25 protein-coding genes and 3 pseudogenes are annotated in these 26,263 nt (G+C 48.5%); 19 read left to right on the top strand and 9 right to left on the bottom strand.

Annotated features, from left to right (window positions below; all coding sequences use genetic code 11):
• Window positions 1-40 precede the first annotated feature (40 nt).
• Window positions 41-424, bottom strand: coding sequence for a cytochrome-c oxidase (locus tag AB4124_RS06420; RefSeq protein WP_213646466.1), 384 nt, complete (start codon window positions 422-424; stop codon window positions 41-43).
• Between the two features lie 174 nt (window positions 425-598).
• Window positions 599-1,759, bottom strand: coding sequence for a stalk domain-containing protein (locus tag AB4124_RS06415; protein WP_441971836.1), 1,161 nt, complete (start codon window positions 1,757-1,759; stop codon window positions 599-601).
• Between the two features lie 235 nt (window positions 1,760-1,994).
• On the opposite strand from AB4124_RS06415, the gene AB4124_RS06410 reads away from it, so the two are divergent.
• Entirely contained in the window at window positions 1,995-3,068 is a 1,074-nt protein-coding gene (locus tag AB4124_RS06410; protein ID WP_441971834.1) for a lactonase family protein, read from the top strand.
• 175 nt (window positions 3,069-3,243) lie between these two features.
• Here AB4124_RS06410 and sleB read toward each other — a convergent pair whose 3' ends face one another.
• Entirely contained in the window at window positions 3,244-3,903 is a 660-nt protein-coding gene (gene sleB / locus AB4124_RS06405) for a spore cortex-lytic enzyme (RefSeq protein WP_441971833.1), read from the bottom strand.
• A 360-nt stretch (window positions 3,904-4,263) separates the two neighbouring features.
• Between sleB and AB4124_RS06400 the strand changes: the two genes are divergently transcribed.
• The 4 genes from AB4124_RS06400 to AB4124_RS06385 all read left to right on the top strand — a co-directional run bounded on the left by AB4124_RS06400 (window position 4,264) and on the right by AB4124_RS06385 (window position 7,471).
• Window positions 4,264-5,340 (top strand): sulfate ABC transporter substrate-binding protein, encoded by a 1,077-nt coding sequence (locus tag AB4124_RS06400; RefSeq protein WP_076322263.1) that lies wholly within the window; start codon window positions 4,264-4,266, stop codon window positions 5,338-5,340.
• 38 nt (window positions 5,341-5,378) lie between these two features.
• On the top strand, window positions 5,379-6,227 hold the full coding sequence (gene cysT, locus AB4124_RS06395) for a sulfate ABC transporter permease subunit CysT (RefSeq protein ID WP_441971831.1): 849 nt from the start codon (window positions 5,379-5,381) through the stop codon (window positions 6,225-6,227).
• A 13-nt stretch (window positions 6,228-6,240) separates the two neighbouring features.
• Window positions 6,241-7,104 carry a sulfate ABC transporter permease subunit CysW gene (gene cysW, locus AB4124_RS06390; protein ID WP_076322261.1) on the top strand — a complete coding sequence of 288 codons (864 nt, stop codon included), beginning with the start codon at window positions 6,241-6,243 and terminating at the stop codon, window positions 7,102-7,104.
• Window positions 7,105-7,249: 145 nt separating this feature from the next.
• Window positions 7,250-7,471, top strand: coding sequence for a YezD family protein (locus AB4124_RS06385; RefSeq protein ID WP_076322260.1), 222 nt, complete (start codon window positions 7,250-7,252; stop codon window positions 7,469-7,471).
• 299 nt (window positions 7,472-7,770) lie between these two features.
• On the opposite strand, the gene AB4124_RS06380 is transcribed toward AB4124_RS06385, so the two are convergent.
• A complete protein-coding gene (locus tag AB4124_RS06380) occupies window positions 7,771-8,682 on the bottom strand; it encodes a hypothetical protein (protein ID WP_441971829.1) in 912 nt (303 codons plus the stop codon).
• 149 nt (window positions 8,683-8,831) lie between these two features.
• On the opposite strand from AB4124_RS06380, the gene AB4124_RS06375 reads away from it, so the two are divergent.
• Both AB4124_RS06375 and AB4124_RS06370 read left to right on the top strand, forming a co-directional pair.
• Window positions 8,832-9,815 carry an alpha/beta fold hydrolase gene (locus AB4124_RS06375; RefSeq protein WP_441971828.1) on the top strand — a complete coding sequence of 328 codons (984 nt, stop codon included), beginning with the start codon at window positions 8,832-8,834 and terminating at the stop codon, window positions 9,813-9,815.
• Between the two features lie 21 nt (window positions 9,816-9,836).
• Window positions 9,837-10,589, top strand: coding sequence for a MerR family transcriptional regulator (locus AB4124_RS06370; RefSeq protein WP_076322257.1), 753 nt, complete (start codon window positions 9,837-9,839; stop codon window positions 10,587-10,589).
• A 392-nt stretch (window positions 10,590-10,981) separates the two neighbouring features.
• Here AB4124_RS06370 and AB4124_RS06365 read toward each other — a convergent pair whose 3' ends face one another.
• Complete coding sequence (locus AB4124_RS06365; protein ID WP_339270055.1) at window positions 10,982-11,872, bottom strand: hypothetical protein; 891 nt, start codon at window positions 11,870-11,872, stop codon at window positions 10,982-10,984.
• Between the two features lie 364 nt (window positions 11,873-12,236).
• Here AB4124_RS06365 and AB4124_RS06360 point away from each other — a divergent pair, with 364 nt between their 5' ends.
• The gene (locus AB4124_RS06360; RefSeq protein ID WP_441971825.1) at window positions 12,237-12,869 is read left to right on the top strand and encodes an NAD(P)-dependent oxidoreductase; all 633 of its coding nucleotides are present in this window, start codon (window positions 12,237-12,239) and stop codon (window positions 12,867-12,869) included.
• Window positions 12,870-12,935: 66 nt separating this feature from the next.
• A pseudogene (locus AB4124_RS06355) lies at window positions 12,936-13,776 on the top strand (NAD(P)H-hydrate epimerase); the annotation flags it as partial.
• 294 nt (window positions 13,777-14,070) lie between these two features.
• On the opposite strand, the gene AB4124_RS06350 reads toward AB4124_RS06355, so the two are convergent.
• Window positions 14,071-14,955 (bottom strand): LysR family transcriptional regulator, encoded by an 885-nt coding sequence (locus tag AB4124_RS06350; protein WP_441971823.1) that lies wholly within the window; start codon window positions 14,953-14,955, stop codon window positions 14,071-14,073.
• Between the two features lie 102 nt (window positions 14,956-15,057).
• Here AB4124_RS06350 and AB4124_RS06345 point away from each other — a divergent pair, with 102 nt between their 5' ends.
• Window positions 15,058-16,260 (top strand): MFS transporter, encoded by a 1,203-nt coding sequence (locus AB4124_RS06345; protein ID WP_441971821.1) that lies wholly within the window; start codon window positions 15,058-15,060, stop codon window positions 16,258-16,260.
• 43 nt (window positions 16,261-16,303) lie between these two features.
• Entirely contained in the window at window positions 16,304-16,630 is a 327-nt protein-coding gene (locus AB4124_RS06340; RefSeq protein ID WP_076322253.1) for a DUF6506 family protein, read from the top strand.
• A 176-nt stretch (window positions 16,631-16,806) separates the two neighbouring features.
• Here the strand turns inward: AB4124_RS06340 and AB4124_RS06335 are convergent, their stop codons facing one another.
• The 3 genes and pseudogenes from AB4124_RS06335 to AB4124_RS06325 form a co-directional block, all read right to left on the bottom strand.
• Complete coding sequence (locus AB4124_RS06335; RefSeq protein WP_441972481.1) at window positions 16,807-17,091, bottom strand: hypothetical protein; 285 nt, start codon at window positions 17,089-17,091, stop codon at window positions 16,807-16,809.
• A 212-nt stretch (window positions 17,092-17,303) separates the two neighbouring features.
• Window positions 17,304-17,759 (bottom strand): hypothetical protein, encoded by a 456-nt coding sequence (locus tag AB4124_RS06330; RefSeq protein WP_076322252.1) that lies wholly within the window; start codon window positions 17,757-17,759, stop codon window positions 17,304-17,306.
• A 56-nt stretch (window positions 17,760-17,815) separates the two neighbouring features.
• Window positions 17,816-18,723: pseudogene (locus tag AB4124_RS06325) on the bottom strand (SDR family oxidoreductase).
• A 537-nt stretch (window positions 18,724-19,260) separates the two neighbouring features.
• Between AB4124_RS06325 and ssuE the strand changes: the two are divergent.
• The 8 genes and pseudogenes from ssuE (at window position 19,261) to AB4124_RS06285 (ending at window position 26,237) form a co-directional block, all read left to right on the top strand.
• Window positions 19,261-19,806: an NADPH-dependent FMN reductase gene (gene ssuE / locus AB4124_RS06320; protein ID WP_339270063.1), complete on the top strand. Its 546-nt coding sequence runs from the start codon at window positions 19,261-19,263 to the stop codon at window positions 19,804-19,806.
• 60 nt (window positions 19,807-19,866) lie between these two features.
• Window positions 19,867-20,457: an AAA family ATPase gene (locus AB4124_RS06315; protein ID WP_339270065.1), complete on the top strand. Its 591-nt coding sequence runs from the start codon at window positions 19,867-19,869 to the stop codon at window positions 20,455-20,457.
• 289 nt (window positions 20,458-20,746) lie between these two features.
• Complete coding sequence (locus AB4124_RS06310; protein ID WP_441971818.1) at window positions 20,747-21,505, top strand: AAA family ATPase; 759 nt, start codon at window positions 20,747-20,749, stop codon at window positions 21,503-21,505.
• Window positions 21,506-21,828: 323 nt separating this feature from the next.
• Entirely contained in the window at window positions 21,829-22,254 is a 426-nt protein-coding gene (locus AB4124_RS06305) for a MarR family winged helix-turn-helix transcriptional regulator (RefSeq protein WP_441971816.1), read from the top strand.
• Between the two features lie 82 nt (window positions 22,255-22,336).
• Complete coding sequence (locus tag AB4124_RS06300; protein WP_441971814.1) at window positions 22,337-23,755, top strand: MDR family MFS transporter; 1,419 nt, start codon at window positions 22,337-22,339, stop codon at window positions 23,753-23,755.
• A 311-nt stretch (window positions 23,756-24,066) separates the two neighbouring features.
• Window positions 24,067-24,864 (top strand): DUF817 domain-containing protein, encoded by a 798-nt coding sequence (locus tag AB4124_RS06295; RefSeq protein WP_441971812.1) that lies wholly within the window; start codon window positions 24,067-24,069, stop codon window positions 24,862-24,864.
• 165 nt (window positions 24,865-25,029) lie between these two features.
• A complete protein-coding gene (locus tag AB4124_RS06290) occupies window positions 25,030-25,164 on the top strand; it encodes a hypothetical protein (RefSeq protein WP_272914349.1) in 135 nt (44 codons plus the stop codon).
• 130 nt (window positions 25,165-25,294) lie between these two features.
• A pseudogene (locus AB4124_RS06285) lies at window positions 25,295-26,237 on the top strand (GNAT family N-acetyltransferase).
• Window positions 26,238-26,263: the final 26 nt, after the last annotated feature.

The following is a 26,263-nucleotide window of genomic DNA, read 5'->3' as shown; positions in this document are numbered from 1 at the left end:
CGCCAAATAGAGACGATTCCTTGAGGATCCAAGCCCAAAATCAGCGTTTCCTTCTATGCGTACTTTTAACATGGGTTAGCACATTATAGAGGAAAGCGAGAATGCCCAGCGTTACCAGAACGCCGCCAACAGCAATGACCGGCTCTACCGATTCCATACCGCTTACCAGCAGTGCGAGACCGATCATCATGACAGGCAGACCGATATTGTGCAGCCAGAAATGCACTTTGCCTGCGGTGGATTCTCCGGCTGCGGGGAACAGAACATAAATAACACCTGCAAGAGCCAGGGATGCCCAGCCCAGAAGGTTGACGTGTGTGTGAACTGAGGCGTAATCGTAGCTGTGGGAGATCGACATGTACATGCCGAGCAATATCCCCAGTACGAAGTATACAGCGGCGATCTTGATTAATTTAACACCCATATAACCCCTCCTCTTATGGATTACTACTATGATATATGTCAGCTTTGGTGAAGTAGACCAAGAGGGAGGAAGATTTAATGAAGAACGACGTTTTATAGCCAGCAAAAAAGAAACCGTGAACTCCCTCGCCGGGAAATTCACGGTTCATTTGTACGCATTCGTTATGCCAGTGACTTATTCAAGCTCCAGCACATCATAGATCAGCCATTTGCCTTCGGCTTTCTTGAGCCAGTAAAGAGAGGTCGAACGGATGATTTCACCGTCTGCATCATCGCTTTCTTTGGCATAAACAACGGCGTCTTCCCCTTGGAAAAAGACCGTCCGAATCTCCTCGGACTTGATGTTGAAATTTACCTCATCAAAGATGCCTTCCGCAATGCTGGTTCGGAATATCTCGTGGTAGGCTGATTCCGGATGAATAACCGACATAAGCAGTGGACCATCCTCCTCATTGAAGCCCTTGGACTGGGTATCAATGGTAGCCACGATGGCTGTTTGATCCGCTGCTGGCACTTCTGGACGAGCTTCCAGCAGTTCATCTCCGACCAGATATTCCGTCTCGTAATGGACCAGATCATAGATTTTCCATGCTCCCGAAGCATCTTTCTTCAAGAGATTTTCATAATGGAGTGTAGCATCCCAAGCAAAAGGTCCGCCGGTGCGGTCGAGGGTCACGCTGGTGTAGGCATGGATTGACGTTCCGGCTACGGTTACTTCCCATACATCAGCAGATACATGCAGATCGTTCTTAAATTGGTTCTGATAATATTGTTGCATTTCCGCAAAAACAGGAGATTTCGGATGGAAGGCGCTCATGACAGCATCCAGTTTCTTGGCACTTCCAGCTTCTTCAATTGTATGGTAAAGCTTCTTTACCTCATCGGTGGCTTTATCAATTGCACCCTCACGGTCGATCTTGATGGTACGTGCCTTGGAATCCCACTTCACGGGGAGTCCGGTGGCTTCAGCTACGAAACGAAGGGGAACCAGCGTGTTGCCGCCATCGGTGAATGGGGCAATCTGAAGCGTGGTTGTTGCACCATTGACATAAGCGGTTTTCTGTCCGATGGTCATCTGCAGCTTCTGATCGAGGTATGTACCCGTTACCTGTTTATTCGTGCTGTTCCAATTGACTTTATAATCCAAGGCCTGGAACAGAGGGCGGAATTGCACGAAGGTGACTCCATTCTTCATAATAGGCGCTGCCTGAAATTTGATTTCCTGGTTATCGAGGTAGACCCGGATATTCCCTTGATTCTTTGCCGGAGCGGCTTGTGTCGCACTTGCGAACAGAAACAGGAAAGCGATCGTCAGTAGGCTGATTTTTTTCTTCAATTGGCTGTCATCTCCTTCAACGAATGATAGAATAGAGTGGTAATTGTGGTAATCGTACATGATAAAACCAATGCTAGCAATACATTTCTTTATGAGTAATAATTGGTAGAGCAACGCGGGACGGCTTGCCGGATTGAATTGAAAAAAGGCGGTAAGCGCGGAGCCCTGATGGGTAATACATAATAAGAATTAGACCGGTTCACCGGATCATTCATTAGACAAAGGAGTGGATCACATGACAGCAGGACAGGAACTGATATTTTACATAGGAACCTATGGTTCGGAGGAAGAGAATCGAATTCATTGGGGGGCGATGGATCGAGGTACGGGCGAGCTGCGTATCTTAGGTGGTACGGCTGGAATAGAAAACCCTACCTATCTGGATTTCGATGATTCGATCTCTGTATTGTATGCAGCGAGCGAGAAGGGCGAAAGCGATGTGTCGGCTTATTCGGCCAATCTGGTCACCGGTGAATTAACGCTGCTGAACGTTCAGTCTACCGGCTCGTCCGGTGCATGTCATGTATCCCGTACATCGGACGGGAAGTATCTGCTTACGACAGGGTATAGTGATGGACATATATCGGTGCTGGCATTAGAAGAAGACGGCCGGGTTGGAGAGCTGGCCTCCAAGATCAAGCACAGCGGACGCGGTCTTCACGATGACCGTCAATCCGAAGCGCATCCGCATTCAATATTTGAAGACCCCGTCAGCAAGTATATCGTGGTCAGTGACCTGGGCATGGATGATGTGAACCTGTATCGGCTGGAGGAAGGCAAGCTGGTGACCCACCGCGAGATCAGTTTGCCGCCAGGCTCGGGTCCGAGGCTTGTGTCTTTTCATCCATCAGGCAAGTGGGTGTATGGCACGAATGAGCTGAACAGCACGGTAACGGCTTACGCAAACGATGGAACATTTGGAGATTTGAAAATATTGCAGCACATATCGACCTTACCAGAAGACGTCGTGATGGATAACAACACATCTGCCCATCTGCTGGTATCTCCATGCGGTCGTTATCTGTACGCCTCCAACCGGGGCCATGACAGCATCGCTCAATATGTAATCGACCAGGAGACCGGTACGCTCCGTGCCGTCAACTGGGTGTCTTCCGGTGGTAAAACGCCGCGCCACTTCAATATCATGCCGGACGGCTTCCTGCTGACGGCGAATCAGGACAATGGTTTGATCGCAAGTTATCGGATCGATCCGGACACGGGCAACCTGGTTTCTACGGGTTATACACTAGAAGTTACGCGCCCGGTATGTATCTGTCCCGTGGAGAAGGCGAAAGCTAATAAACGTTAACGTATATAAAGAAGAAGCAGCTCGAAGACCCGAAAATGGGACTTGAGCTGCTTCTTTTGTTAAGCGTCCTGCCGGCAGCACTGGACTAGAACACGGTGTTCAATCTCCAACTAGCGAGGAAGCTGGCTGCAAGGTTATAGAAATTCATTGGTTTAAAGATTCATTCCATGAATCATTAATGCGCAAAGATATGATTGCCGATCTGCAGCACTTGTGGTCTGGACCAGATCCATTTGCTGGTCGCTGTTTTAGGATTGAAATAATAAAGGGATTCATATGTCGGATCCCAGCCGCGAACGGCATCCAGCGCGGCAAGATAGGCGGTCCGGTCCGGGGTCAGCCAGTATTGTCCGTCATCCACGGCCGTAAAGGCCCCTTTTTGAAAGACGACGCCCCGAATGTCATTCGGAAATTCGCTGGATTGAATGCGGTTCATGACAACAGCCCCAACGGCAACCTGTCCTTTGTAAGGCTCACCGCGGGCTTCGCTGTAAATGACTTTGGCCATGATGTCCATTTCGGATTGATTTAACGTATATTTTTTCAGCTGTCTCCAGGTTTGCGCTCCGGTAATTCCATCGGCTGGCACACCGTATTCTTTTTGAAAACGGATAACGGCTGCTTTCGTGTTTGCGCCATATTTGCCATCCAGCGGCAACGTGTAGAAGTCCAGCGTTTTTAGGCGATATTGAAGGTCCCATACATCCCCGTTTTCACTGCCTGGTTTTAACAGCGGAGCGGCCTCCGTCGTTTGGGCGAATGCAGGCAGGAACAGAAGAATACTTAGGAAAAGAGTAAATATTATTTTCCATGTTGGCTTTCTTATGGTGATCAACTCCTTTGGGATAGAATTATAAGGTTGGAAACGGGTTCATACAACCATCAGTAAATGGAAATCCGCGCCGTGAATGCGTTCGCTGCACCAAAAATGGTTCTATGGTCCGTGTGGTCCTAAACTTCAAATTTGCCTAAAAAAAGGTTTGACAGCTGGAGATGGACTTATTACAATAACAACATAACATACTAAACAGGTAGGAATTATAATATATTGTTCTCACCGTATCGACGGAGGAACGCTCGAAGACTAAGAGCAGGCACGGTTGCAAACCGGCTTGACTCTGTTCTGATGAGCTTTCCTCCGTCTTTTTTTGCCATACGGCCTGTTTAGTAGAGAATAATAGGGGGAGTGATCCATATGAAAAAGGTGTTGAAGCAAGGGGTTCTCATCGGATTAACAGTGATGCTGACGGCGGCACTTACAGCTTGCGGTGCAGAGAAAACAGAGACAGTCGCAACCGCCAATGGAGACGCGCCTGCTTCGGGTTCAAGCAAGCCGAGCGTGGAACTGCTCAATGTTTCTTACGATCCGACCCGAGAGTTATATGACCAATACAATAAAGCATTTGCGGCGCATTGGGAGAAGGAACAAGGCCAGAAGGTAACATTTAAGCAATCGCACGGGGGTTCAGGCAAGCAAAGCCGTTCGGTTATCGACGGTTTGGAGGCGGATGTGGTGACACTGGCCCTCGGATACGATATCGATGCGATCCGTCAGGCCGGATTGATCAATGAAGGCTGGGAGAGCAAGTTTGAGCATAACAGTGCGCCTTATACCTCAACCATCGTTTTCCTCGTCCGCAAAGGCAACCCGAAAGGCATCAAGGATTGGCCGGACCTGATCAAGGAGGGCGTGGAGGTGATCACGCCGAACCCACAGACCTCCGGCGGTGCTCGGTGGAACTACCTGGCGGCGTGGGGGTACGCACTCAAGGTTAACAATAACGATGAAGCGAAGGCACAGGAATTTGTGAAAGAGCTGTTCACCCACGTACCGGTGCTGGACAGCGGAGCCCGCGGTGCGACAACCACTTTTGTAGAACGCGGAATCGGGGACGTGCTGTTGGCTTGGGAGAATGAAGCTTATCTCTCGATTAACGAGCTGGGACCCGACAAATTCGAGATCGTGAATCCGTCCGTCAGTATTTTGGCGGAGCCTCCGGTTGCCGTTGTGGATAAGAACGTTGACAAACGTGGGACCCGCGAGGTAGCGGAAGCCTACCTGCAATATCTTTACAGTGAAGAGGGGCAGACGATTGCGGCTGAGAACTACTACCGTCCAACGCTTGCCAGCGTGGCTGACAAGTACAAGGAGAAATTCCCGGCTATCGAATTGTTTACGCTCAAGGATGTGTTTGGAACATGGGAAGAGACACAAACGAAGCATTTCAATGACGGCGGCATCTTTAATCAGATTTACGTGCCAGGCAGCTGATCGGCATAACCGCCGAAGGCAGGAAAGGATGAGTGGATATGGCAGTACTCCCCGTACAGAAGCAAAGCAGAAACAATCGCAGCGTACTCCCGGGTTTTGGAATCGGCATGGGACTGACCGTCCTTTATATGAGCTTGGTTGTGCTCGTGCCGCTGTCGGCGCTGCTTCTCAATCAAACCGGACTAACCTGGGAGAAGTTCTGGTCGGTTGCAACCGATCCGAGGGTACTGGCCTCCTACCGGGTTAGTCTGACGACAGCGGCGCTGGCCGCATTCGCGGATACGATATTGGGGCTGCTGCTGGCTTGGGTGCTGGTGCGGTATGATTTCCCCGGCAAAAAATTGTGGGATGCCCTGATCGATTTGCCCTTCGCCCTGCCAACGGCAGTAGCGGGGGTGGCTTTAACCGCGATCTATTCCGCTAACGGCTGGATTGGATCGCTGCTGGAGCCGCTGGGGATCAAGGCGGCATTTTCTTCCTTAGGCATCACGCTGGCCCTCATGTTCATCGGCATACCGTTCGTTGTGCGGACGGTACAGCCGGTGCTGGAGGACGCGGAGCGGGATACGGAAGAGGCGGCTGCAACGCTCGGGGCACGCCGATGGCGCACGTTTTGCACCATCATTCTGCCGACCTTGATTCCGCCGCTGCTGACCGGATTTGCGCTTGCTTTTGCCAGAGGCATCGGTGAATATGGCTCCGTGGTTTTCATATCGGGGAATATGCCGATGAAGACGGAGATTGCGCCGCTGTTAATCATGACGAAGCTGGAGCAGTTTGATTATGCCGGCGCGACGGCGGTTGCCTTGATCTTGCTGCTCATCTCTTTCGCACTGCTGCTCGGCATCAATATACTACAACATTGGACACGGAAAACCGCCCGTTAAGGAGGGGATACTAATGGCTGGAACTGTACCTGCCGCTCCTGCAGCGAAACGAAACACGCCGTCCTCTCTGGCGGCTGCGGAGAAGCCGTGGGTGAAATGGACATTCATAAGCTTGGCTGGGCTTGTGCTGCTGTGGCTTATTGTGCTGCCTCTGATTACGGTGATGTCGGAGGCGCTTAAGAAGGGCTGGGAGGTCTATGTAGCCGCCTTATCCGATCCTGATGCTCTGTCTGCGCTTCAGCTGACTTTACTGGTGGCGGCTATTGCGGTACCGCTGAATTCGATATTCGGCGTTATTGCAGCATGGACCATAACGAAGTTTCGTTTTAAAGGCAAAAATCTGTTGATTACACTGCTGGATCTGCCGTTTGCGGTATCGCCTGTGATCGGGGGGTTAATCTTCGTGCTGATCTTCGGTCGGCAGGGATGGTTTGGCCCTTGGCTTGAAAGCCATGATATCAAGATTATTTTTGCCGTGCCCGGCATTGTTCTGGCTACATTATTTGTCACGTTTCCTTTTGTGGCCAAGGAGCTGATCCCGCTGATGGAAGACCAAGGGACGAAGGAAGAGGAGGCGGCAGTAACGCTGGGCGCCAAGGGCTGGCAAATATTCTGGAGGGTCACCCTGCCCAATATCAAGTGGGGGCTATTGTACGGCATCATTCTGTGCAACGCCAGAGCGATGGGCGAGTTTGGGGCCGTGTCCGTTGTATCCGGCCATATCCGCGGCGAGACCAATACGCTGCCCCTTCATGTCGAAATTTTGTACAATGAGTATCAGTTTTCGGCATCGTTCGCGGTGGCCTCATTATTGCTGTTATTAGCCGTCGTAACCCTGCTGCTGAAAAATTGGTTTACGCGAAAAAATGCCCATTGACAGTCGTTTCCAACCCATGCTAATGTTAATTCATACTATGTAGGTTGGAAAAGAATGAATAATGCACGCGTGCAGGTAAAATGTCACTTCGACTTGTGGGGATGAGTAAATATATTTGGGCTTTGCCCGGTGAGGAGGCGTATCCATGGCTAAACCTTTAAAAGTGGATGAAATGTGGCTCGAACGCATAGCCAGCCTGCTGAACGACATGGAATTCGGTTCGCTGCAAATTGTAGTGCATGAGGGTCAAATCGTTCAGATGGAACGAACGGAGCGCAAGCGTTTCGAGAATACGGCCTCCGGAGCGGTCAAAACGTCAGGACCGTCCCGGGCATCCGGCCAACAACGAAGAACGAATGCAAGATGATCCCTAAAGGGTTATCGAGTACCGAGAGAAGAATTTCCTTAGATGCCATAAGCACACTTTACCCAGTAGACTTTGGGGAACACCCTGAGTGTTAACCGATGTAGACTATAGGAGTGTGCTTCGGTAATCATACGGAAATTCTTTTTTTTGTATGAACACAGGGATCCAGGATTGTGGTAGGTAAGACCGTAATATCGGGTAATGACTGCCTGCCGCACAAGGATTGTGAAGATATAATAACAGCCCGGCCGTTGAATTCGGCACGGGCTGTATCTCGTAATATTCATGTCGTTGCTATCTTATCTGGATCGCAGAGGGCTGTTAGTGATCTCTGGATCGCAGGAACCTCCCGTCTCATTAAGAGGGTCATTCTCTCCCGTAGGATGAAGGAATTGTTCCATTAGTTCCGGGTGTCCGGCATAGGGCCGTTCACGGCGCTTGCGGGTGGCTGTAACCCGGAAACCCGCCAGATACAGCAAGCATTGGGTAGCCAAAACGTATGGTGAGGCCTCGTTCCAGATCAGATTAAACAGGGCTGAAGCTACAATCAGCAGATGCAGTATGGTATAGATCACACCATGCGTTCTTCTTCTGGAATCCATCAATAGTCGGTAGAAGGAGATTGTGGCAATCATGTTGGAGAGCCATAAGCACCATACCTCGGGGTTTGTCCAGGCAGGGGATTGCCTTAGTTCCTGGACGAGAATCATCGTCCATAGGATCGCGGCACCCAGTGAAAGGGCAGGTACGGCAGGTTTCAAGAGCAGCCACAATCCCATACCCCAACCGGGTTTCTCGAGCCGCCCAACCAGTTCGTCGCGCTCCTTCATAAGTCTGTTGATCTCGCGGTCCAGCAGCTTGTGAAGCGTTGTTAATCTGGATTCATCACGATCGCTAAGAAAGGTATCAATCTGTTCGTGGAGCTCCCGCGTCAACAGGTCAGCGGATTTGCATTCCTGCAGAAGCCGGATCAACAGGTCGTCGGGGACAGCCGTTCGGGTCGGTCGATTGATGAGGGTTCCCAGAGGTCCGGCCAGTCTGGTATAAATCGTCAAGGACTGACGAATGCGAGCGAGTGAATCCTTCCGTGCACCCAATAGCCGGGATGCACTGTATATGTACAGGCCCGAAAATATTGCAGTGGCAAGAAGCACGGCCACGAGCGTGTCCAGTGAGCCCAAGATATCAACCATCCATTCCGTAAGGGACAAGCGGACCCCTCCTTCAATATTCTACCTTTCACTATTGCACAACAAGGGAGGGATTTCAAGCCGATTCGGTAACAGGCAGCTAGGGAGAGCATAGGGGGTTGCGTATAACGTTACGTCATATCCTATAGTCATCTTAGGAGGGGATTGAAGTGAAACGAAAAAAAGGATGGGTGATCTTAGGTAGCATTCTCATTGCGATACTAGCTATACTGACGGTAATAGGCTTTCTATTCAGAGATGACGGGTCGTTAAGCGGTTTTGTTACAGAGGATGGGCAGAAGGAATATGCGGTGGCTTATGATGAGGCGATGAATCACTTACCAGAACCGGTTGAATCGATTAAGGTTAATACCGATTTTGGCGTGGTGCAGCTCTACAAGTTCCGGGAGAGCGATACACCGTATAAAACACCCTTGTTGCTGCTTCCCGGAAAAGGATCTGCTACACCCATGTGGGAGGCCAATCTAAGCGGTTTTTTAGAACACCGGCCTGTATATACCCTTGATTTGATAGGAGAGCCGGGTTTAAGCACAGAAACCAGACGGATTGAAACTGCTGCGGACCAAGCAGCATGGTTAGGGCAAGTGCTGGATCAGCTGCCGGAATCAGAGATCCACCTGTTAGGGCTGTCGTTCGGCGGGTGGAGTGCGGCGAATGTGGCGCTCAAGCATCCTGAGAAGATTCAATCGCTCATATTGCTGGACCCTGTCTATGTGTTTGGCCCCATTCCACTGAAAATGATACTGGTATCCATTCCGGCGTCTGTGCCCATGGTACCCAAACCGATCCGGGAGAAAATGCTCAGCTATATATCCGGCGGGGCTGAAGTTGATGACAGCGACCCGACCGCCAAATTAATCGAAACCGGTATGCGGACATTCAAGAGCAAGCTGCCCATGCCGGAAGCCATCAAGCCTGAACGATTAGCTGAGCTGACGATACCGGTGCTCGGTATTTTAGCTGGACAATCGACGATGCACCATGCCGAAAAGTCGTATCAAACGGGGATGGATTCCCTGAAAGACCCTAATAGCGAGATGGTCGTATTTGAAGATGCCTCGCATGCAATTAACGGGGAATACCCTAAAGAGTTACTGGAAACGATAGAAGCTTTTTTAGCAAAAGTCGAGTAAGGGACGGGAAGGGATGGGTTCATGGGAAGAAAATATTCCGTAAAAGAAATCAGTCAATTGTCGGGAATAACTCCGCGAACCATTCAGTATTACGATAATGAAGGGATTCTTAAGGCGGAACGAGATGAGCTGGGGCATAGAGTATATTATGATAAACAGCTGTATGTACTTGAACAGATTATGTTCTATAGAGCCATTGGTTTCTCTATAAGAAGGATCAAAGAACAATTGATCGTGGGCACCGAGGAGCAGGATATCGAGAACATTCTAGATTACCAGGCATCGGTCCTCTATTCACAGAAAGAGAGTATCCAGGCCAAGCTTGACGGATTGCATGTCGCAAAGGAAATGATGAAAGAAGGTTACAACGTACCCTGGGAGCTGTTAGCCCATCTCATGCGTTCGTTGAATGAGGTCGATATGTCGGCTTGGAAAGAATACGAATTTTCGGAGGAAGACTGGCGGCTATTTCAAAAGGTATTTAACTCTGAGCAGGCGGCATTGGATTTTTACAATACGTTCCGAAAAATATCGCTGCAAGCTGCAGCTTATAAGGCTTCAAACGTTCCGATCGAGTCCCGTTTAGCCAGGACCTTGGCCCAAGAATGGCATCGGATGGTTCAACGTGTGACACATGGCGATGAACAGATTCATGCTGCCTTCTTAGCAGTCGATAGAAATCGGGATCAATGGAACGCTGGAGAGCGTCAGCTTGTAATGGAAGCAGAACAATATTTGCAGGACGTCTTGAAGCGCTATCCTGATCGTGAATGAGCTGCATTGCAGCTCGGGTTCTGCTTCCTATGCATGAAGCTTAAATCGTATTCTACTGTTTACATGGCTAATCGGTTTTTTTCTTGGCAAACAATTTTTCCTCAAGGCAACATAAGAGACCGAGCCGCATATAGTATATGAATAAGACGGTAGCATCGAAAGAGAGGGAGGGGCCGGGGTGATGGAAGTGCAGGTAAAAAAAGCGCCGCTGCAACGCGCGAAATTGACGGTCGGTTATGTACTGCTTCTCATGTTGACGGTTTAAGAGCGATCAGGCCTTTACCCGGATGGAGAGGATGAGTTCCTTCATCTAAAAATATAAAGATGGCGCCAGAGGAAACACCCTCTTGAAACGCCATCTTTTTTATTCCTATTATGAAATAATCTCGATGTTATCGATCGGAGTCATGTAATGCCTTCCAGTACCTGTAGTCATGAATGGCGAACCCGGAGAACGAAGGGTGCTTCTCCGCTTTGATACATACTTTGGACAACTGCTCTTCCATATAGGACGTGCCTTCCTCAAAAAAGGTAATATAAGCTCCCTCATTGCTCGATTTGGTCTCTACGGCAATCAGGGCTTCCTTGCCAAGTTCATCGGCTTCCTTAAGCTCGGCAGCAGCGACGCTGTAAATGTTATCTGCCTGATCACGATAGGCCATAATGACAACCTGGTCGAACTGCTGGATCATCCACCGACTGATCGACATCGACTGATCCGGCAGCTGGTAGCCATGCAGCCAGAATGTCATGTCAGAACCGATGGGTAGATTCATTGTGTGCGCTTCATGGACCAGATAGCGGACGCTCGCTTGCCATTGCTTTACCAAGGAGGGCTGGTTTGTTTTCCACTCGGCCAGCACATGTGGTTCGATATCGACATGAATGCCGGTGAAGCGCTCATTCGGAGCAGCGGAAGCCTGATATGCAGCGGTCCATTGAATGAAAGTTTCTAATCGATGACGCTCCGTTTCCAGCGCCCAGTTAGGCGCGCCGCCAAGGGCATGAACCTCGATCCCCTGTTCACCTGCTTGGCGGATAAAGCTGCGGTAATATTCGGGCCGAACATCACGGTTCATCTGCAGATAGAGCACATTGACGCCTTGACTGGTGGCGAAATTCAGAATGTCATCAGCCGAATCTTGAATCTGCGGGGTATCCCAGAACCAGGTTGCCTTCTGGCGGGATTCGGCTGCAGCCGCATCAGGCTGAAGGGAGAAGCTGCTTAGCAGCAGACTGCTTGCGAGACAGAGGGCCAGCAAGTGGACGTATTTTATTTTCATTGTATGGATAATCTCCTTTGCATTACGATAACGTCATAGAAAAACGACAAATTCCAGCAAACACACGACCTTAGTAATGCGAATTAAGTCATTATGCAATAATATATATTCATAAAAATGCATCTATGTATTCTATCGGTGAAAATAATATTGTGATACATAGGTCTAAAGATCTATTGTTTTGAGGAAAAATGAACGAGTGGAGTTTGAAGAGGTCTGTAAGGGGATAAGTAAATAGGAGGTGCGACAGCCCGGAACGGCTATAGTTGGCACTAGGTGTTTATAATACTACTTAAGATTCAGTAAAGAGCCATTCATCACCAGGGGTGATATAGTATAATTTCTAAGCGAAGGAGCGATGAACATGAAGGTAGCATTAATTGGAGCAAGCGGAACGATCGGGAGACGAATTACGGAGGAAGCGCTGCGCCGGGGGCACGAAGTCATGGCGGTATTGCGTAATCCGGATCGATTGGATTCAGAGCATGAACGATTAAAGAAAGTCAAAGCGGATGTCATGGATCCTTCATCATTAGAAGAGGCGATTCAAGGGCATGATGCTGTCATTAGCGCTTTTGGTCCGAAGTTCGGCCAGGAAGAGGAGCTCGTTGCAGCCGCACGCACGATTGTAGAGGGAACGAGACGCGGCGGCGTTACCCGTCTATTGATCGTTGGCGGTGCTGGCAGCTTGATTGCCGATAGCGGCGTACCGCTTATGGACACCCCGGAATTTCCGGAGGAGATCAGGCCGCTTGCCCGTGCGCATGCGGATGCTTACAACCTGTATAAGGAAAGCGATCTGGAATGGACGTATATCAGTCCGGCGGCGATCATCGAGCCGGGGAAACGCACCGGACAGTTCCGGATCGGCATGGATCGCCTGGTGACCGATGATAGTGGAAGCAGCCGAATTTCGGTTGAAGATTTCGCGGTAGCCGTGATCGACGAGCTGGATGATCCGCAGTTTATTCAGTCCCGTTTTACTGTTGCTTATTAATAGAGGGGCATCCTGAGTCGACGGAACGTTTGTGTAGGATATATCGAAGCAAAGGGGAGAGCTTGGATGTATGTTGTAACGTCTGAACAGATGAGGGCACTCGACAACCATACGATTCATCGAATCGGTATTCCGGCGATTGCGCTGATGGAGAATGCGGGTAGGGCAATTGCCGAGGAAGTTCTGAAGCTGTGCCTAGAGCATGATAAGTGAGCCGTTCGCATTCCGCAACAGCCGCTCGGACAGCTGGACATGCTCATGCATTGATGCGGGAGGATGGGCGGTATGAACAGCGGGTATCCATATCATATCATTCGGCAGCGGTGGAGCCCCCATCCGCCGGGAATGACCGGGTTCTGGAGATGAGCCGCCCGTCGCCTGTCGTAGACGGGGAGGTTCCACTGCCCACCGCGCTCGCGGCGCAGGAGCACTGGCTCATTTTGGTGGGCAAGGGCAATAACGGCGGCGACGGCGTGGTCGCCGCCCGGCATTTGCGTGACGCCGGCGTACGCGTCACGCTGCTCTACGCCGCCGAGCCGTCGGCGCTTGCCGGCGAGGCGGCGGTACAGCGGGAAGCCGCAGCAGCGCTCGGCATCCCGGCTCTTGTCCACGGCAATGCTGCCGTGGACTATGGCGCGTTCACCGGCATCGTGGACGTGCTGCTCGGCACGGGCGCGTCGGGCGCGCCCAGCGGCGCTTACGCCGCGCTCATCCAGGCCGCCAATGCAGCGGCCTGCCCATCGTGTCCGCGGATATTCCGAGCGGACTGGACGCCGATACCGGCGCGCGGCACGAGCCGTGCATCTCGGCCGGGGTGACGGTATGCCTCGCCTTCCTGAAGCGAGGCTTGGTGCAGTACCCCGGCGCCGAGGCGGCAGGCCGGGTGGTGGTCCGCTCCATCGGCATCGCTGTACCGAACGCAAACAAAGGAATCTTTTTGAATACATAAAACCAATGCTATATTCATAACTTTTCTTTCATTTAAAACCTCAAAAAAGCTTAGGAACAACTCCTAAGCCTTTCTATTATTGAGTAATGCTTGATTGAAATCAGATTTTTTTAATAGCTAATTTAAACAAACTCCATTCTGAAAAATATAAATCAAAATGGAGTTTAACCTTTTTTATTTAGTATTAGATTTTTAATAAAGTTTGATTATTTTTGTACTCCTTATTTCACTAAAGCCGTTAGATTTGAGAGTCTAAGTATTATTGGACTCAATAAAAGCATTTTTAGCAACCATAAGAAACTCTTTTACAGCCGGAGATGCTTCAGAAATTGCAGAACAAGCTAATGCAACATATAGGTAACTTGTTAAATTAAGTTTTCTTATCTCGATGTTTTGTTGACTTTTTAAAAATAACTCTGTACCGATGGTAACGCCAAGCCCTTCTTGTACCATACTAGCAATGGTAGTGCAATCGCGTACTTCAAAACGGATAGATGGTTTGATTTGTGATTCTTTAAATAACTCCTCTATATGTGATTGGTACATTCCAGTTGGCATAATAAAAGGCTCTTTCTCTAAATCGTGCATATCTATCGTTTCTTTATGAAGGAATTTGTGCTCGGGATGAAAAGCTACAACCATATAGTCTTTCATGAGAGGAACTAGATCAAAGTTAGGATTTGCCTTCCCTTTTACAACAAACCCAATGTCTATAATTCCAGATTGTAACCATTCCGTAATCTCTTCATATGTCCCTTCATAAAACTTAAATTCTATTTTAGGATGTTTTTTCTGAAATTTCGCAAGCAATTTAGGTAATAAGCAGGAAGAAGCGCTCGCAAAAGTACCAATACGAATGGTACCCGTTTCTAAGTTCGTTGCTAATGCAACTTCTTGGTTAATTGCATCAATTCTTTTCAACAATTCTCTTATATGTGGTAGTGTTCTTTGTCCTATTTCTGTGAGTGCTATTCCCTTTCTACGGTCCCTAATCAATAATGGGGCTCCTAATTCTGTTTCCAAACTGGAAATAGCATGACTAACAGCTGATTGAGTCATACTTAATTTTTCAGCGGCTTTTGTAAAACTTCCTAACTCTATTACTTTAGATAAAATCTCGAAGCGAACGATGCTCATGAGTAATAACTCATCTCCATTATCAAAAATATCAATTTTACTTATGTTAACATGGCATTTAAAATAAATTCTACCCAAGAAATACCTAAGGAGATGTAAACGTTGGTAAAGAACATCAATCAATTTATTATTATTCTCTTAGCTTTAGGAGCCTTTGTTACAGGAACGGCAGAGTTTGTTGTTTCTGGAATATTAGAAACCATTTCTTTCGATTTAGAGGTATCAATCTCAACTGCAGGACAACTAATAACCATTTATTCGTTATCGTATGCAGTTGGTGCATTCGCACTGGTTTCGTTAACCGCCAAGTTTGAACGTAAAAAAGTATTATTATATGCTATTTTTACTTTTATTTTAGGGAATCTTGTAGCGTTTATTAGTAATGATTATATTATACTAATGTTGTCAAGAATCATTATGGCAATGAGTGGTGGGCTTTACATTGTTGTTGCAACAAACTATGCTGCTCAAATAGCTACAGTAGATAAACGTGGTAGTGCCATGGCAACGATTATCACTGGCTTTACCGTTTCATTAGTACTTGGTGTACCTATAGGGACATTTTTAGCTGCTTATTTAGATTGGCGTAATATTTTTCTAATTATTGCTTTCGTTACAGTACCTCTTTTACTTTTACTTTATAAATTATTACCTAGTATAAAAGGTAATAAGCCCGTACCATTAAAAAAACAGATACAAATTATAAAGGATAAACGGGTCATCACTGCATTAACAACAACTATCCTTTGGATATTAGGATACACCATGGTGTTTGCTTATATCTCTCCGTTGTTAAGTAATTCTGCAGGCTTTTCAATAGAGATGACTAGTATCGCCTTATTTGTTTTAGGCACGTTTTCTTTTATTGGCTCACGTTTTGGTGGATATGCTGTAGACAAATGGGGGCCAAATCAAACGATATCTATTAGTTTATTCGTTCATGCAGTTACTTTACTTGTATTAACATTTACACAGCATTCGATAATATACTTATTTATAACGTTAGCATTTTGGGGAGTAGTGTCTTGGACAGTAACACCTGCCAAGCAATTTTATTTGATTTCACTAAAACCACAATCATCTGAAACTGTACTCAGTTTTAATACAGCATTAATGAACATCGGGATGGTGATAGGCTCTGCTTTAGGAGGTATCATTATAAAGTATACTAACATTATAAATTTGAGTTGGATTGGTAGTTTATTTGTTATTCTTGCTCTCGTTTTTATCAAATACTCTTTTCACTTAAACAACTCTGATTCACGGAATATTGAAATGAAACTACAAACTAGTCAAGAGGAATGACACTTGAATAAAAGTTGCGTAAACAATTAAGGAGTGATTATATATGACTTTAGAGAATTTAAATAAATGGGCGTTTTTCTACTTTTCTCCCGAATTTTCCCCTAAAGAAAATACTGTCATTAACCGTAATGCAATGGGAACATGTGAAATGATAACAATTGGTTTTGATCCTAACGCTAAAAAAGATGGAAGTATTATTGAGATGGCTAAAAAGTTAAAAATGGAAGGTGTCCAATTCATTGAACTATGCGGTGGTTTTGGCCCTACTTGGGTTACTAAAATTAACGAAGCTTTAGATTATGAGATTCCAGTGGGGACCGTAACTTATGGACCCGAATTCAGAAAACAACTATATGATATTATGAATTAAATTAAGCTCCACTACTTATGATGAAATTATGGCAATAGTAAAGGAGGGATTTCATAATTTCACCACTACTTACAGCCAATAAAGCAAAGATTAAGTGTTGAACTCCATATAATGACCGTAAACACAAAAAGCCCAGTTGGCTGACATTACACAACTCTTCACAAATTAGAGTTTCTTTATATGGATGAAAAATCAATATATAGATCCCACGTTTGCATCAATTGAGTGATTGCTTTGTCGATATTTTCATATGGAACAGCATCCCATGCTTGTGTAGATATACCTTGAAGAAATGTATCAAAAAGTACAATCAACATGGAAATATCTGTTGAATCAGGCAACTCCCCATTGGCTACAGCCCGTTCAATACAGTCTTTTAACCAACCACGGCGCCTTTCTCGTTCCTTGACCAGCATCTCTGTGATGTGTTTTTGCTCAGGAGAACAGTTAACGGCTGTCAGAACCAGTAGGCAACCTAAAGGATGAGATTTGTCCGTCTGCAGCCGCGCTTGGCGTGTGGCTGCACGGCCGTGCCGGCGAGCGAGCCGCGCGGCATCGGGGACATCCTGCCTCGGTCATCGCCGGGGATGTCATCGCAGCACGTTGAAGCGAAGAGCAAGGGAAGGGCCCTCGGAGGGCCCTTTTTGCATGGAAGGAGCTATGGGCACTTGAATCAGATCACCCAGCACAAGAGGGGAACGGCCAAGGCAAAGAACGGGGTGGCCAGAGAATTGCTGGAGAACGTATGCTTTCCCCACAAGAAGAGCAGCAGTGTCAAGGCTCCCGCTGCTGCGCGAAGCCAGAGCTGCTCCGGATTCCCGCCTGTGGATAAGGCGAAGAACAGAAAACCGACCGCTCCGTACACGGCGGCTTGTTTACCCTTATGCAGGGAAGGTAGGAACGAGAGAATGGCATCCGCTGCAAGAGACGCGGTCAGCGCGTAACCGTATACCCAGTGCTCTTGCGGCATATAGAGGCCTAACCATTCCGAAGCTTGATCAGCGCTGGAAGGCCACACCCAATCAAGCAGGCTCAGCAGCAGCACAACGATGCCGGCACTGGCGAGCTTGTTTAATGCATAAAACCCCATGTCCATCCGGGCAGACCGTTTGGGAATTTCGGTGTTCATTGTACACATCCTCTGCTCGTTATTCATAGAATTCTCAGATGCTTGCGACATCCATGCTAGCTGGTTACCATCTGCCCTCCGTTGACGTGAATAGCCTGACCCGTGACAAAAGATGAGCAGATGGATGACGCCAGGTAAACATAGGCGGGTGCCAGCTCGTAGGGCTGTGCGGCCCGCTTCATCGGTGATTTCGTTCCGAATACGGCGACCTCTTCAGCGGAGAAGCTGGATGGGATGAGTGGCGTCCAGACTGAGCCGGGAGCGACGGAATTGACGCGGATGCCTTGATCGACCAGCGAAAGGGCCAGGGATCGGGTAAGGGAAACAATGGCGCCTTTGGTTGAGGAATAGTCGATGAGCTCCTTTAAACCGTCATAGGCGGTAATGGAGGCCGTGTTGATGATCGACGCCCCGGATTTCATGTGGGGCAGCGCGGCCTGGATCATGAAGAAGAAGGGGAAGATATTCGTTTGATAGGTGTGATGGAGCTGTTCTTCCGTGATGTCCAAGATGCTGCGCTGCACATACTGGACGCCATGGTTGTTCACGAGAACATCCAGCTTGCCGAAGCAGGCTATCGTTTCGTTAACCACGGCTTCGCAGTTTTTTTGTATCGCAGATCAATCTTCATTAAGAGGCATCGTCTGCCGAACGATTCAATCCGTTGTTTCGTCACCTCCGCATCCGAAGTCTCATATAAGTATGGGATGACCAGATCGGCACCTTCCTTGGCGAAGGCAATGGCGGCCGCTTTGCCGATACCGCTGTCCCCCCCGGTCACAATGGCGATTTTGCCATCCAGTTTACCGCTGCCTCGGTACGCGGGATCTTCGCTGATCGGACGCGGAGACATTAGACTCTCCAGGCCCGGCTGGCAGTGTTGATGCTGTGGAGGGAAAGCGATGGGCTGTTCCTTGCATTCGGTTTTGGAGCCTACGTAGGGAATGGGCTGTGGGGGATTCATTTCAGTCCTCCTTTTAGGTTGTTATCGTTGAACGTCGATGCTTTATCTCTATGCATTCGCCTAGTCCGGGGTGCCGTTTGTGAACAGAATAGGTGAAAGGTCGTGCTTTTACGTGTCGGCGCTATTGGGAATGGATGAAGAAGAGTGGCTGATCGCGGAATGGCGATCCAGCGCCGCTTTCGCTGCATCGCTATGAAGTATATGAACGGGATCATCACATTACCCAGGAAGTTTGGGGAGGAAATGGGCGTAGTGGTTCGCGAAATGCCAAGGTTCAATTGCCGGTGCTGCTGCATTGACAAAAGCGCGGACACATTGATACGATGATATTAATTCTGACAAATTTGCTCTGATTTATATTGGTAAACATCGGATTTAAGAGCGACTGCTTATGGAAGACTTTGCGGTTCTTTGTAAAGTCCTCCTTTTCTGAAATGTTGGCTATGGCCGTCTGACTTTAAGTCGAGAGGATCTTACATAGCGATCGTATGAATGGATGAGATGGCGACACTATAAGATAAGCCGAGGTGAATGATTATGGCGAAAGCTGTTATTATTAACGGGAGTCCCACAGCCGGATCCCGATTGAATGCGATTATGGAGTATGCGGAGCAGGCATTGACTGCTGCGAATTTCGAGGTTAGCCGGATCGATGTGGCCGGGCTCCCGCCTGAGGATTTGATTCATACCAAGTTTGAGAGTGAACATATTGTCAAAGCGAACGGGCTTGTGGCCGAGGCTGATGCCGTGATTGTGGCAAGTCCGGTTTATAAAGCTTCGTTTACGGGCGTTCTGAAAACATTTTTAGACCTGATTCCGCAAAAAGGATTGGCCGGCAAAATCGTGCTTCCGATGTTCATCGGCGGCAGTCTCGCGCATCTGCTGGCGATTGATTATTCGCTTAAGCCCGTGCTTTCTTCGATCGGAGCCCGTCATATTCTAGGAGGCGTGTACGCGGTGGATGCCCAAGTGGCACGTACTGAAGATGGCGGATTCGATGTAGCGGAAGTTCTTCAGGAACGTTTGGCCTCCGCAATGGAGGAGTTAATTGAAGAAACCCGTTACCGGGCAGAACGTGTTTAAGAATGCCCGAGTGAACGACAGGGATATAAAACCGATAGAGATCATATGGAGGGATACCATTTGCAAAAGCTAGTGTTTTTTGTCGGCGTGGCCGGTACAGGCAAGACAACCGTAGCCAAGAAGCTTGCAGTCCGTATACCGGCTGCATTTCTCGATCGCGATACGGTGGGGGGACGCTTTGTTGAAAAATTCCTGGAAAGTAACGGACTGGATCCGAACGATCGCGACTCTTCCTTTTATAAAGAGAACCTGCGTGATCTGGAATATGACACGACCAAGGACATTTGCATCGAGAACCTGGGTGCCGGACAAAATGTCTTTATGATTTCTCCGTTTACCGCCGAGCTCAAGAATCGCGAATGGATTGAAGAAGTCATCGCATCGGCTGGATTAACGAAGAGCGACGTTGACGTGAAGGTCATCGTGGTCGCCCTCAAAGACATGGATTTGCAGAAGGAACGGATCGTTGACCGACAGACCGAGCGGGATCAGTGGAAACTGGATCATTGGGACGACTTCAAGAAGCGCGTCGATTTCGTTCCGGAAGTGAACTGGGACATTCCTCAGACGTCCATTAAGGTATTCGATAACAGCGGCGATCTGACGGAAGAGAAGGTCGAGGAGCTCTATCAATTTATCGTAAGCGAATAGCATATCGGAACAACCGCATTCGATATAATATAAAAAAGTGCGTCATTCCAGGTGCCAATGAGCCCTGTTATGGCGCATTTTTTGAGTATCGATGAGGCAACAAACAACTCCAGGGAATGCCCTCCTGTTTACGCGTAGGCGCAAACAGGCTGCACGTGTTCATTCTTCAGGGAAATGTCCTATGCTTATGCTCATATATATCGAGCGATGATCCTGAATTGGAACCATTGCTGGAATAATATATAGTAGACTAGTAATTATAGGTTTCACAATCAAGGAGGGGAAGCGCTTGGATAACGCTGCTATGCTTGCCTATCTGCGAAGCGTTGTGTTAATGAGGGACCGTGTCCCGTCATTTCATGAATATCCTTTTAATTTGCCGGCGGTTGCGGCTTTGGACGGACTCCATTTTCATCCGAAGGTCACTTATATCGTGGGCGAGAATGGTATGGGCAAATCCACGCTGCTGGAGGCGATCGCCACGGCCCTTGGGTTTAATCCGGAAGGAGGAACGATGAACTTCTCGTTCTCAACCGAGGAGACGCATTCCAAGCTTCATGAATATATACGAACCGTTCGAGGCGTACGCAAACCGCGTGACGGGTTTTTCTTTCGGGCGGAGAGCTATTATAATGTCGCCAGCGAGGTAGATGCGTTGGAGCGGGAACGCCCTGGGCTTTATGATTCCTACGGCGGCAAATCGCTTCACCAGCAATCGCATGGAGAATCGTTTTTCGCCACTTTTTTGAACCGGTTTTGGGGGAATGGCCTGTACATTATGGACGAGCCGGAAGCGGCGTTGTCCCCGTTTCGCCAAATGGCGCTGCTCAGACGCATCCATGACCTGGTCCAGGAAGATTCGCAGTTCATTATTTCCACGCATTCGCCTATTGTTATGGCCTATCCGGATTCCGTCATCTATAAGCTGACTTCCGAAGGGGTGGAAGAGTCGAGCTTGGAGGAAACGGATCATTATATGATTACGAAGGAATTTGTGAATCGCCGGGAAGCGATGCTTCATGAATTGTTTGCAGACGATGAAGAATAGCCATATATCAAGTGTGAAGGGTTCCGAAGGCGTTAGTTGGCCTTACCGGGCCCCTTTTTTGTATAGCAGCGGGGATTTAGACTAGGCGAATCGTTATGAAGGGCATACCTTGGGGAGTTTTTCTGGAAGGGTGTCTTCTTTAGGGATTCAGGCGGCTCAAATCCCCGCAGTAAACTTCGAATAATCTAAGTAGTTTAGTGATAAAACATGAATTAAAAGGGAAATTCGGAAATGAAAACATGAAAATGGTGTTTACAAGTTAGAATCATTGAACTAAAATAAGATCGAGGTGAAATGCTCTGGAGAACGGAAGAGAAGCAAGCGTGGAGAGACTCATGGATATGTACCGTGAGTTATCGGATAAAATGACGAGGCATCGCGTCGTATCTTTTTTGAGTCACTTGAGAAAGAACGATTTAACGATGAATCAATATAAGATTTTAAGTTTGATCGAGCAGCAGGGTCCTCTGCTTCCCAACCGGTTGGCTGAGCATATGGAGCTTAAGGCTGCAACAATCACGTATTTGGTGGACGCTCTGGGACAGCGGGGATTGGTGGTTCGAACGCCCAATCCCAGTGATGGACGAAGCCATTATGTCAATCTTACGGCAGAAGGCCGGCAGCTTGTGCTCGATGCGCGCAGCGAGGGGGATTATGCCGTCATGGAATCCTTCAAGCAGCTGGATGAGGATGAAGCGGATAACCTGTATATTTTACTGCGATTGCTTGGCAAAAAATTATTTCCATAACCCTAGGACTGTACTCTTCGAATCCCGCCTCCAGCTCTGTTAATCAGATCCGGGCGGGGTTACTTTGTTTAGGAGGCTTCATGTGAATACACAAGATAAATCTTCATTTTGGCTTATTATGAGCGCTATCTTTTTCGGTAACTTTCTGGCGGTGCTCAGCATCACCACCATCAATGTGGCCTTTCCGGTTGTGATGGAGCAGTTCGATGCCACGCTGAGCACCACCCAATGGCTGATGGCCGGGTACCTGCTCGCCACGGGAATTGTGGCTCCCATCGTAGGCTACATGGGGGACCAGCTCAGTTATAAGAGGCTGTTTGTCCTGGCATTGATGGGTTTTACACTCTCGTCGCTATTATGCGTCGTAGCCTGGAATATCGAGACCTTGATTGCGTTCCGGATTACGCAAGGTGTGTTCGGCGGGATGATTATCCCGATTACGATGACGATCATCTACCAGGTATTTCCCCGGGAACGGCAAGCCTATGCCATGGGGCTATGGAGCCTGGCCTCCATGCTGGCACCAGTGATTGGGCCGACACTTGGCGGATGGCTGGTGCAATATTTTGGCTGGAAATCGATTTTCATTCTAAATATTCCGATCGGCCTGATCTCGATTGTCATCGTAAGCAAATTCATTCCTTTTTACCGACTGACCGGGAAGAAATCGTTTGATTTCCTCGGATTCTTGACAGTGGTGGCAGGCAGTTCTCTTTTGTTGCTTTCCTTCAGCCATGGTAACGACTGGGGTTGGGGATCCTGGAAGACCCTGTCTCTACTCATCTCCGGAGTCTTACTGCTGCTGTTCTTCGTTAAGTGGGAGCTGCGGATTTCATCCCCGTTATTGCAGCTTAAAGTATTCAAATTCCCCCGATTCCGGTACAGCTTGATCCTGAACTGCATCGTGACAATATCCCTGTATACGGGAACCTTGCTGGTGCCGCTCTATTTGCAGACTGTGCTGAAGCTGTCCCCGATGGATACCGGCCTGATCATGCTGCCGGGCGCGATTGTCATGGCAGCAGCGTCGCCGCTTATCGGTAAATTTTATGATCGGATCGGCCCATTCCGGCTGGTGATCACGGGAGTTCTCATCATTGTGGCAGCCACGCTCGCTTTCAGCGGAATCGGCACCAACACCTCGGTTATGTACATTTCCTTGCTGCAGCTGGTTCGCTGCCTTGGCATTGCTTTATGCAATATGCCGTTAACGAACGCAGCAATGAGTGCGGTGTCCAGCGAATATTCAGGTCACGCATCGTCCATCACGAACTGGGCACGACAAGGGCTTGCTTCATTATCGATCGGCATATTCAGCGCACTGGTGGTATCCAGAACATCCTATTACATGGGAGCGGGGGTTTCGACCCAGCGTGCCGCAACAACGATGGGCATTGATGATGTGTTTATGATCGGAACGATGGTGGCTGTTATTGCCATACCTCTTACATTTTTGTTACGGGTCAAAAAGAAAAAATCGGTCCACCCTGTCGCCCTCTGACCCAGCGTTCATCGGCCATGCTGGAGAAGATGATCCTTCGGGCTGTTTAAGCTTAGCGCAAGACAGGGTAACTCGAAAGGTATCAAGCGATTGAACGGGGTTTGTTGAACTGCATCATTGGCGTCATGCACAACCTCAAGTTATAGTCAAATAGGACGTTAACCGATGAGAGGGCAGCTGAAGGGCTGCTCTCTTTTTTTGCTATACACCCGTCAATGGATTGGACGAATTATGACAACGCTGTTCTTTTATTGAATTCGCGGTCTGTGGTAGGGTGAAGTATACGAATGTGCAGGTGGTAGGAGGAGCTTATGAAATTTATACGGAAGCTGTGGATTTTCGGTTATCAGCAGGCCTTGTCCTGCATATTTCCAGTGATTATCTTCGGCGCGCTGGGACTGACCAAGGTGATTGAAATTCCCGGTTTGGCGCGGTATGATCTCATCCTTCTCATATGTGTACTGGCACAAATCGGGATGTTGGTGAGCAAGCTGGAGACATGGGATGAGCTGAAGGTCATCTGTGTCTTTCACATCATCGGTTTGATGCTGGAGCTGTATAAAGTGCATATGGGCTCATGGTCTTACCCGGAGGAGGGCTGGAGCAAAATCGGCGGCGTCCCGCTGTACAGCGGCTTTATGTACGCCAGCGTAGCCAGTTATATATGCCAGGCATGGCGCCGAATGAATTTGCGCATCACCGGCTGGCCGCTGCCTGTGCTGACCGTGCTGATCAGCGCAGCGATCTATGCCAACTTCTTCACCCATCACTACGTGTGGGATGCACGCTGGCTTCTCACGGCATTGTTGTTCGTGGTTTTTGGCAGAACCATGGTGTATTTTGATGTGGACGGAAAAACCCTGCGGATGCCGCTGGTGCTGTCGTTTCTGCTAATTGGCTTTTTCATCTGGATCGCTGAGAATATTTCTACGTTTCTTGGGGCTTGGACCTATCCGGGTCAGGAGCGGACATGGAGCATTGTGCATATCGGCAAAATCAGCTCGTGGTTTCTGCTGGTGGTGATCAGTGTCATTATTGTGGCTCAGCTGAAGCATCTGAAACAGGGCAGAGGACCGGCCAAAGACAATCCGAAGGGAACGGTCATGTAAATCCAGTTTAGCGAATTTGACCATTCATTCGAAATCATGTATTCTATGGCTAATTAAGGTATGGAAGACTAACGTTGCGACTCGAGCTGTAAGGCGAGAGACTTTGTATGAACATAGATGTTTGGAACAGATGAACCGCGCGAAGCAGAAGGGAGGAGTATTCACATGAAAAAAAGATCATTGGCGTCTTTGGCAAAAGGCATGGGATACTCCACCGCTGTTTTCTTTGATCCGTCCGATAATGGGAGAAGTGTGTCCAAAATCGGATATTCAGCGATCAAGGATCCTTCCATTCGGTAACCGGATGAGGATGCAGTGGAATTAACACCACAGGTCGCTTGCTTGTGGTTGCATAGATCGGCATGTACACCACAGGTGCGCTGTGGTGTTTTTTTGTGTTTCTAATGCTTCAAACAAAGGAGAGGATACCATGTTTATGCAAGGGAAACAGATTTATGTCAAGTCGGTAGAGGAATCGGATGTAGAGGCACTGCTGAAGCTCGAGAAGGATAACCGGGACTTTTTTCAGCGGTTCACGGGCTTAAGGGAAGAGAGCTTCTACACCCATCAGGGTCAGCTTGAGCGGATCCGAAAGGCCATAGAAGCCAGTAAGGCAGATCAAGGGTATGTTTATGTGATTGGACTGCAGGACACCGGAGCGACTATCGGCGAGATTATGCTGACCGAAGTGGTGCGGGGGAATCTGCAGAGCTGCTGGATCGGTTACTTTCTGGACCAAGACCACAACGGAAAGGGCTATATGACCGAAGCGGTTCAATTGATTGTGAAGTTTGCCTTTCAGGAATTGAAGTTTCACAGAATTGAGGCGGGTGTGATGCCGCACAACCTGGGCTCGATCCAAGTGCTTTTGAAAGCTGGATTCCATAAAGAAGGCATTGCCCGGAAAAACGTGAAAATCAACGGGACATGGGAAGACCATCAGACGCTGGCTATTTTGAATGAAGCCGATGAGGAACAGCCGTCTCCAATTCAGCGGTACAATCCGCCAGGTATCGCCCCACCGATCGGGCCTTATACCCATGTAACCCAAGGTTCCGAGAGGGGCTGAGTTGTTGGTCTTCTCCGGTCAGGTGGGAACCGATAGGGAGGGGAACTTGCCGGAAGATATGAAGCAGCAGGTGGAGAATACCTTGACGAACATTGAGAGGTTATTGGCAACGGAAGCGATGTCGGCGGATCATATCGTCAAAATCAACATTTGGGCGGTTCAGGAGGTCGACTGGGATCACTTCCACCAGGTATGGGAGAAATTCCACGGGGGGAAGGCGCCGGCAATGACGATGGCCTACGTACCGGCACTGGCGATGCCGTCCATTCAGGTAGAGATCGAGGTATGGGCAGCGAAGGGGTAAAACGACCAGGAGGATAGATCGAATCT

The organism is Paenibacillus sp. 2KB_20, from assembly GCF_052115765.1.
Taxonomy (GTDB): Bacteria; Bacillota; Bacilli; order Paenibacillales; family Paenibacillaceae; genus Paenibacillus_AQ.
This window is presented reverse-complemented; position numbering and strand designations above follow the sequence as displayed.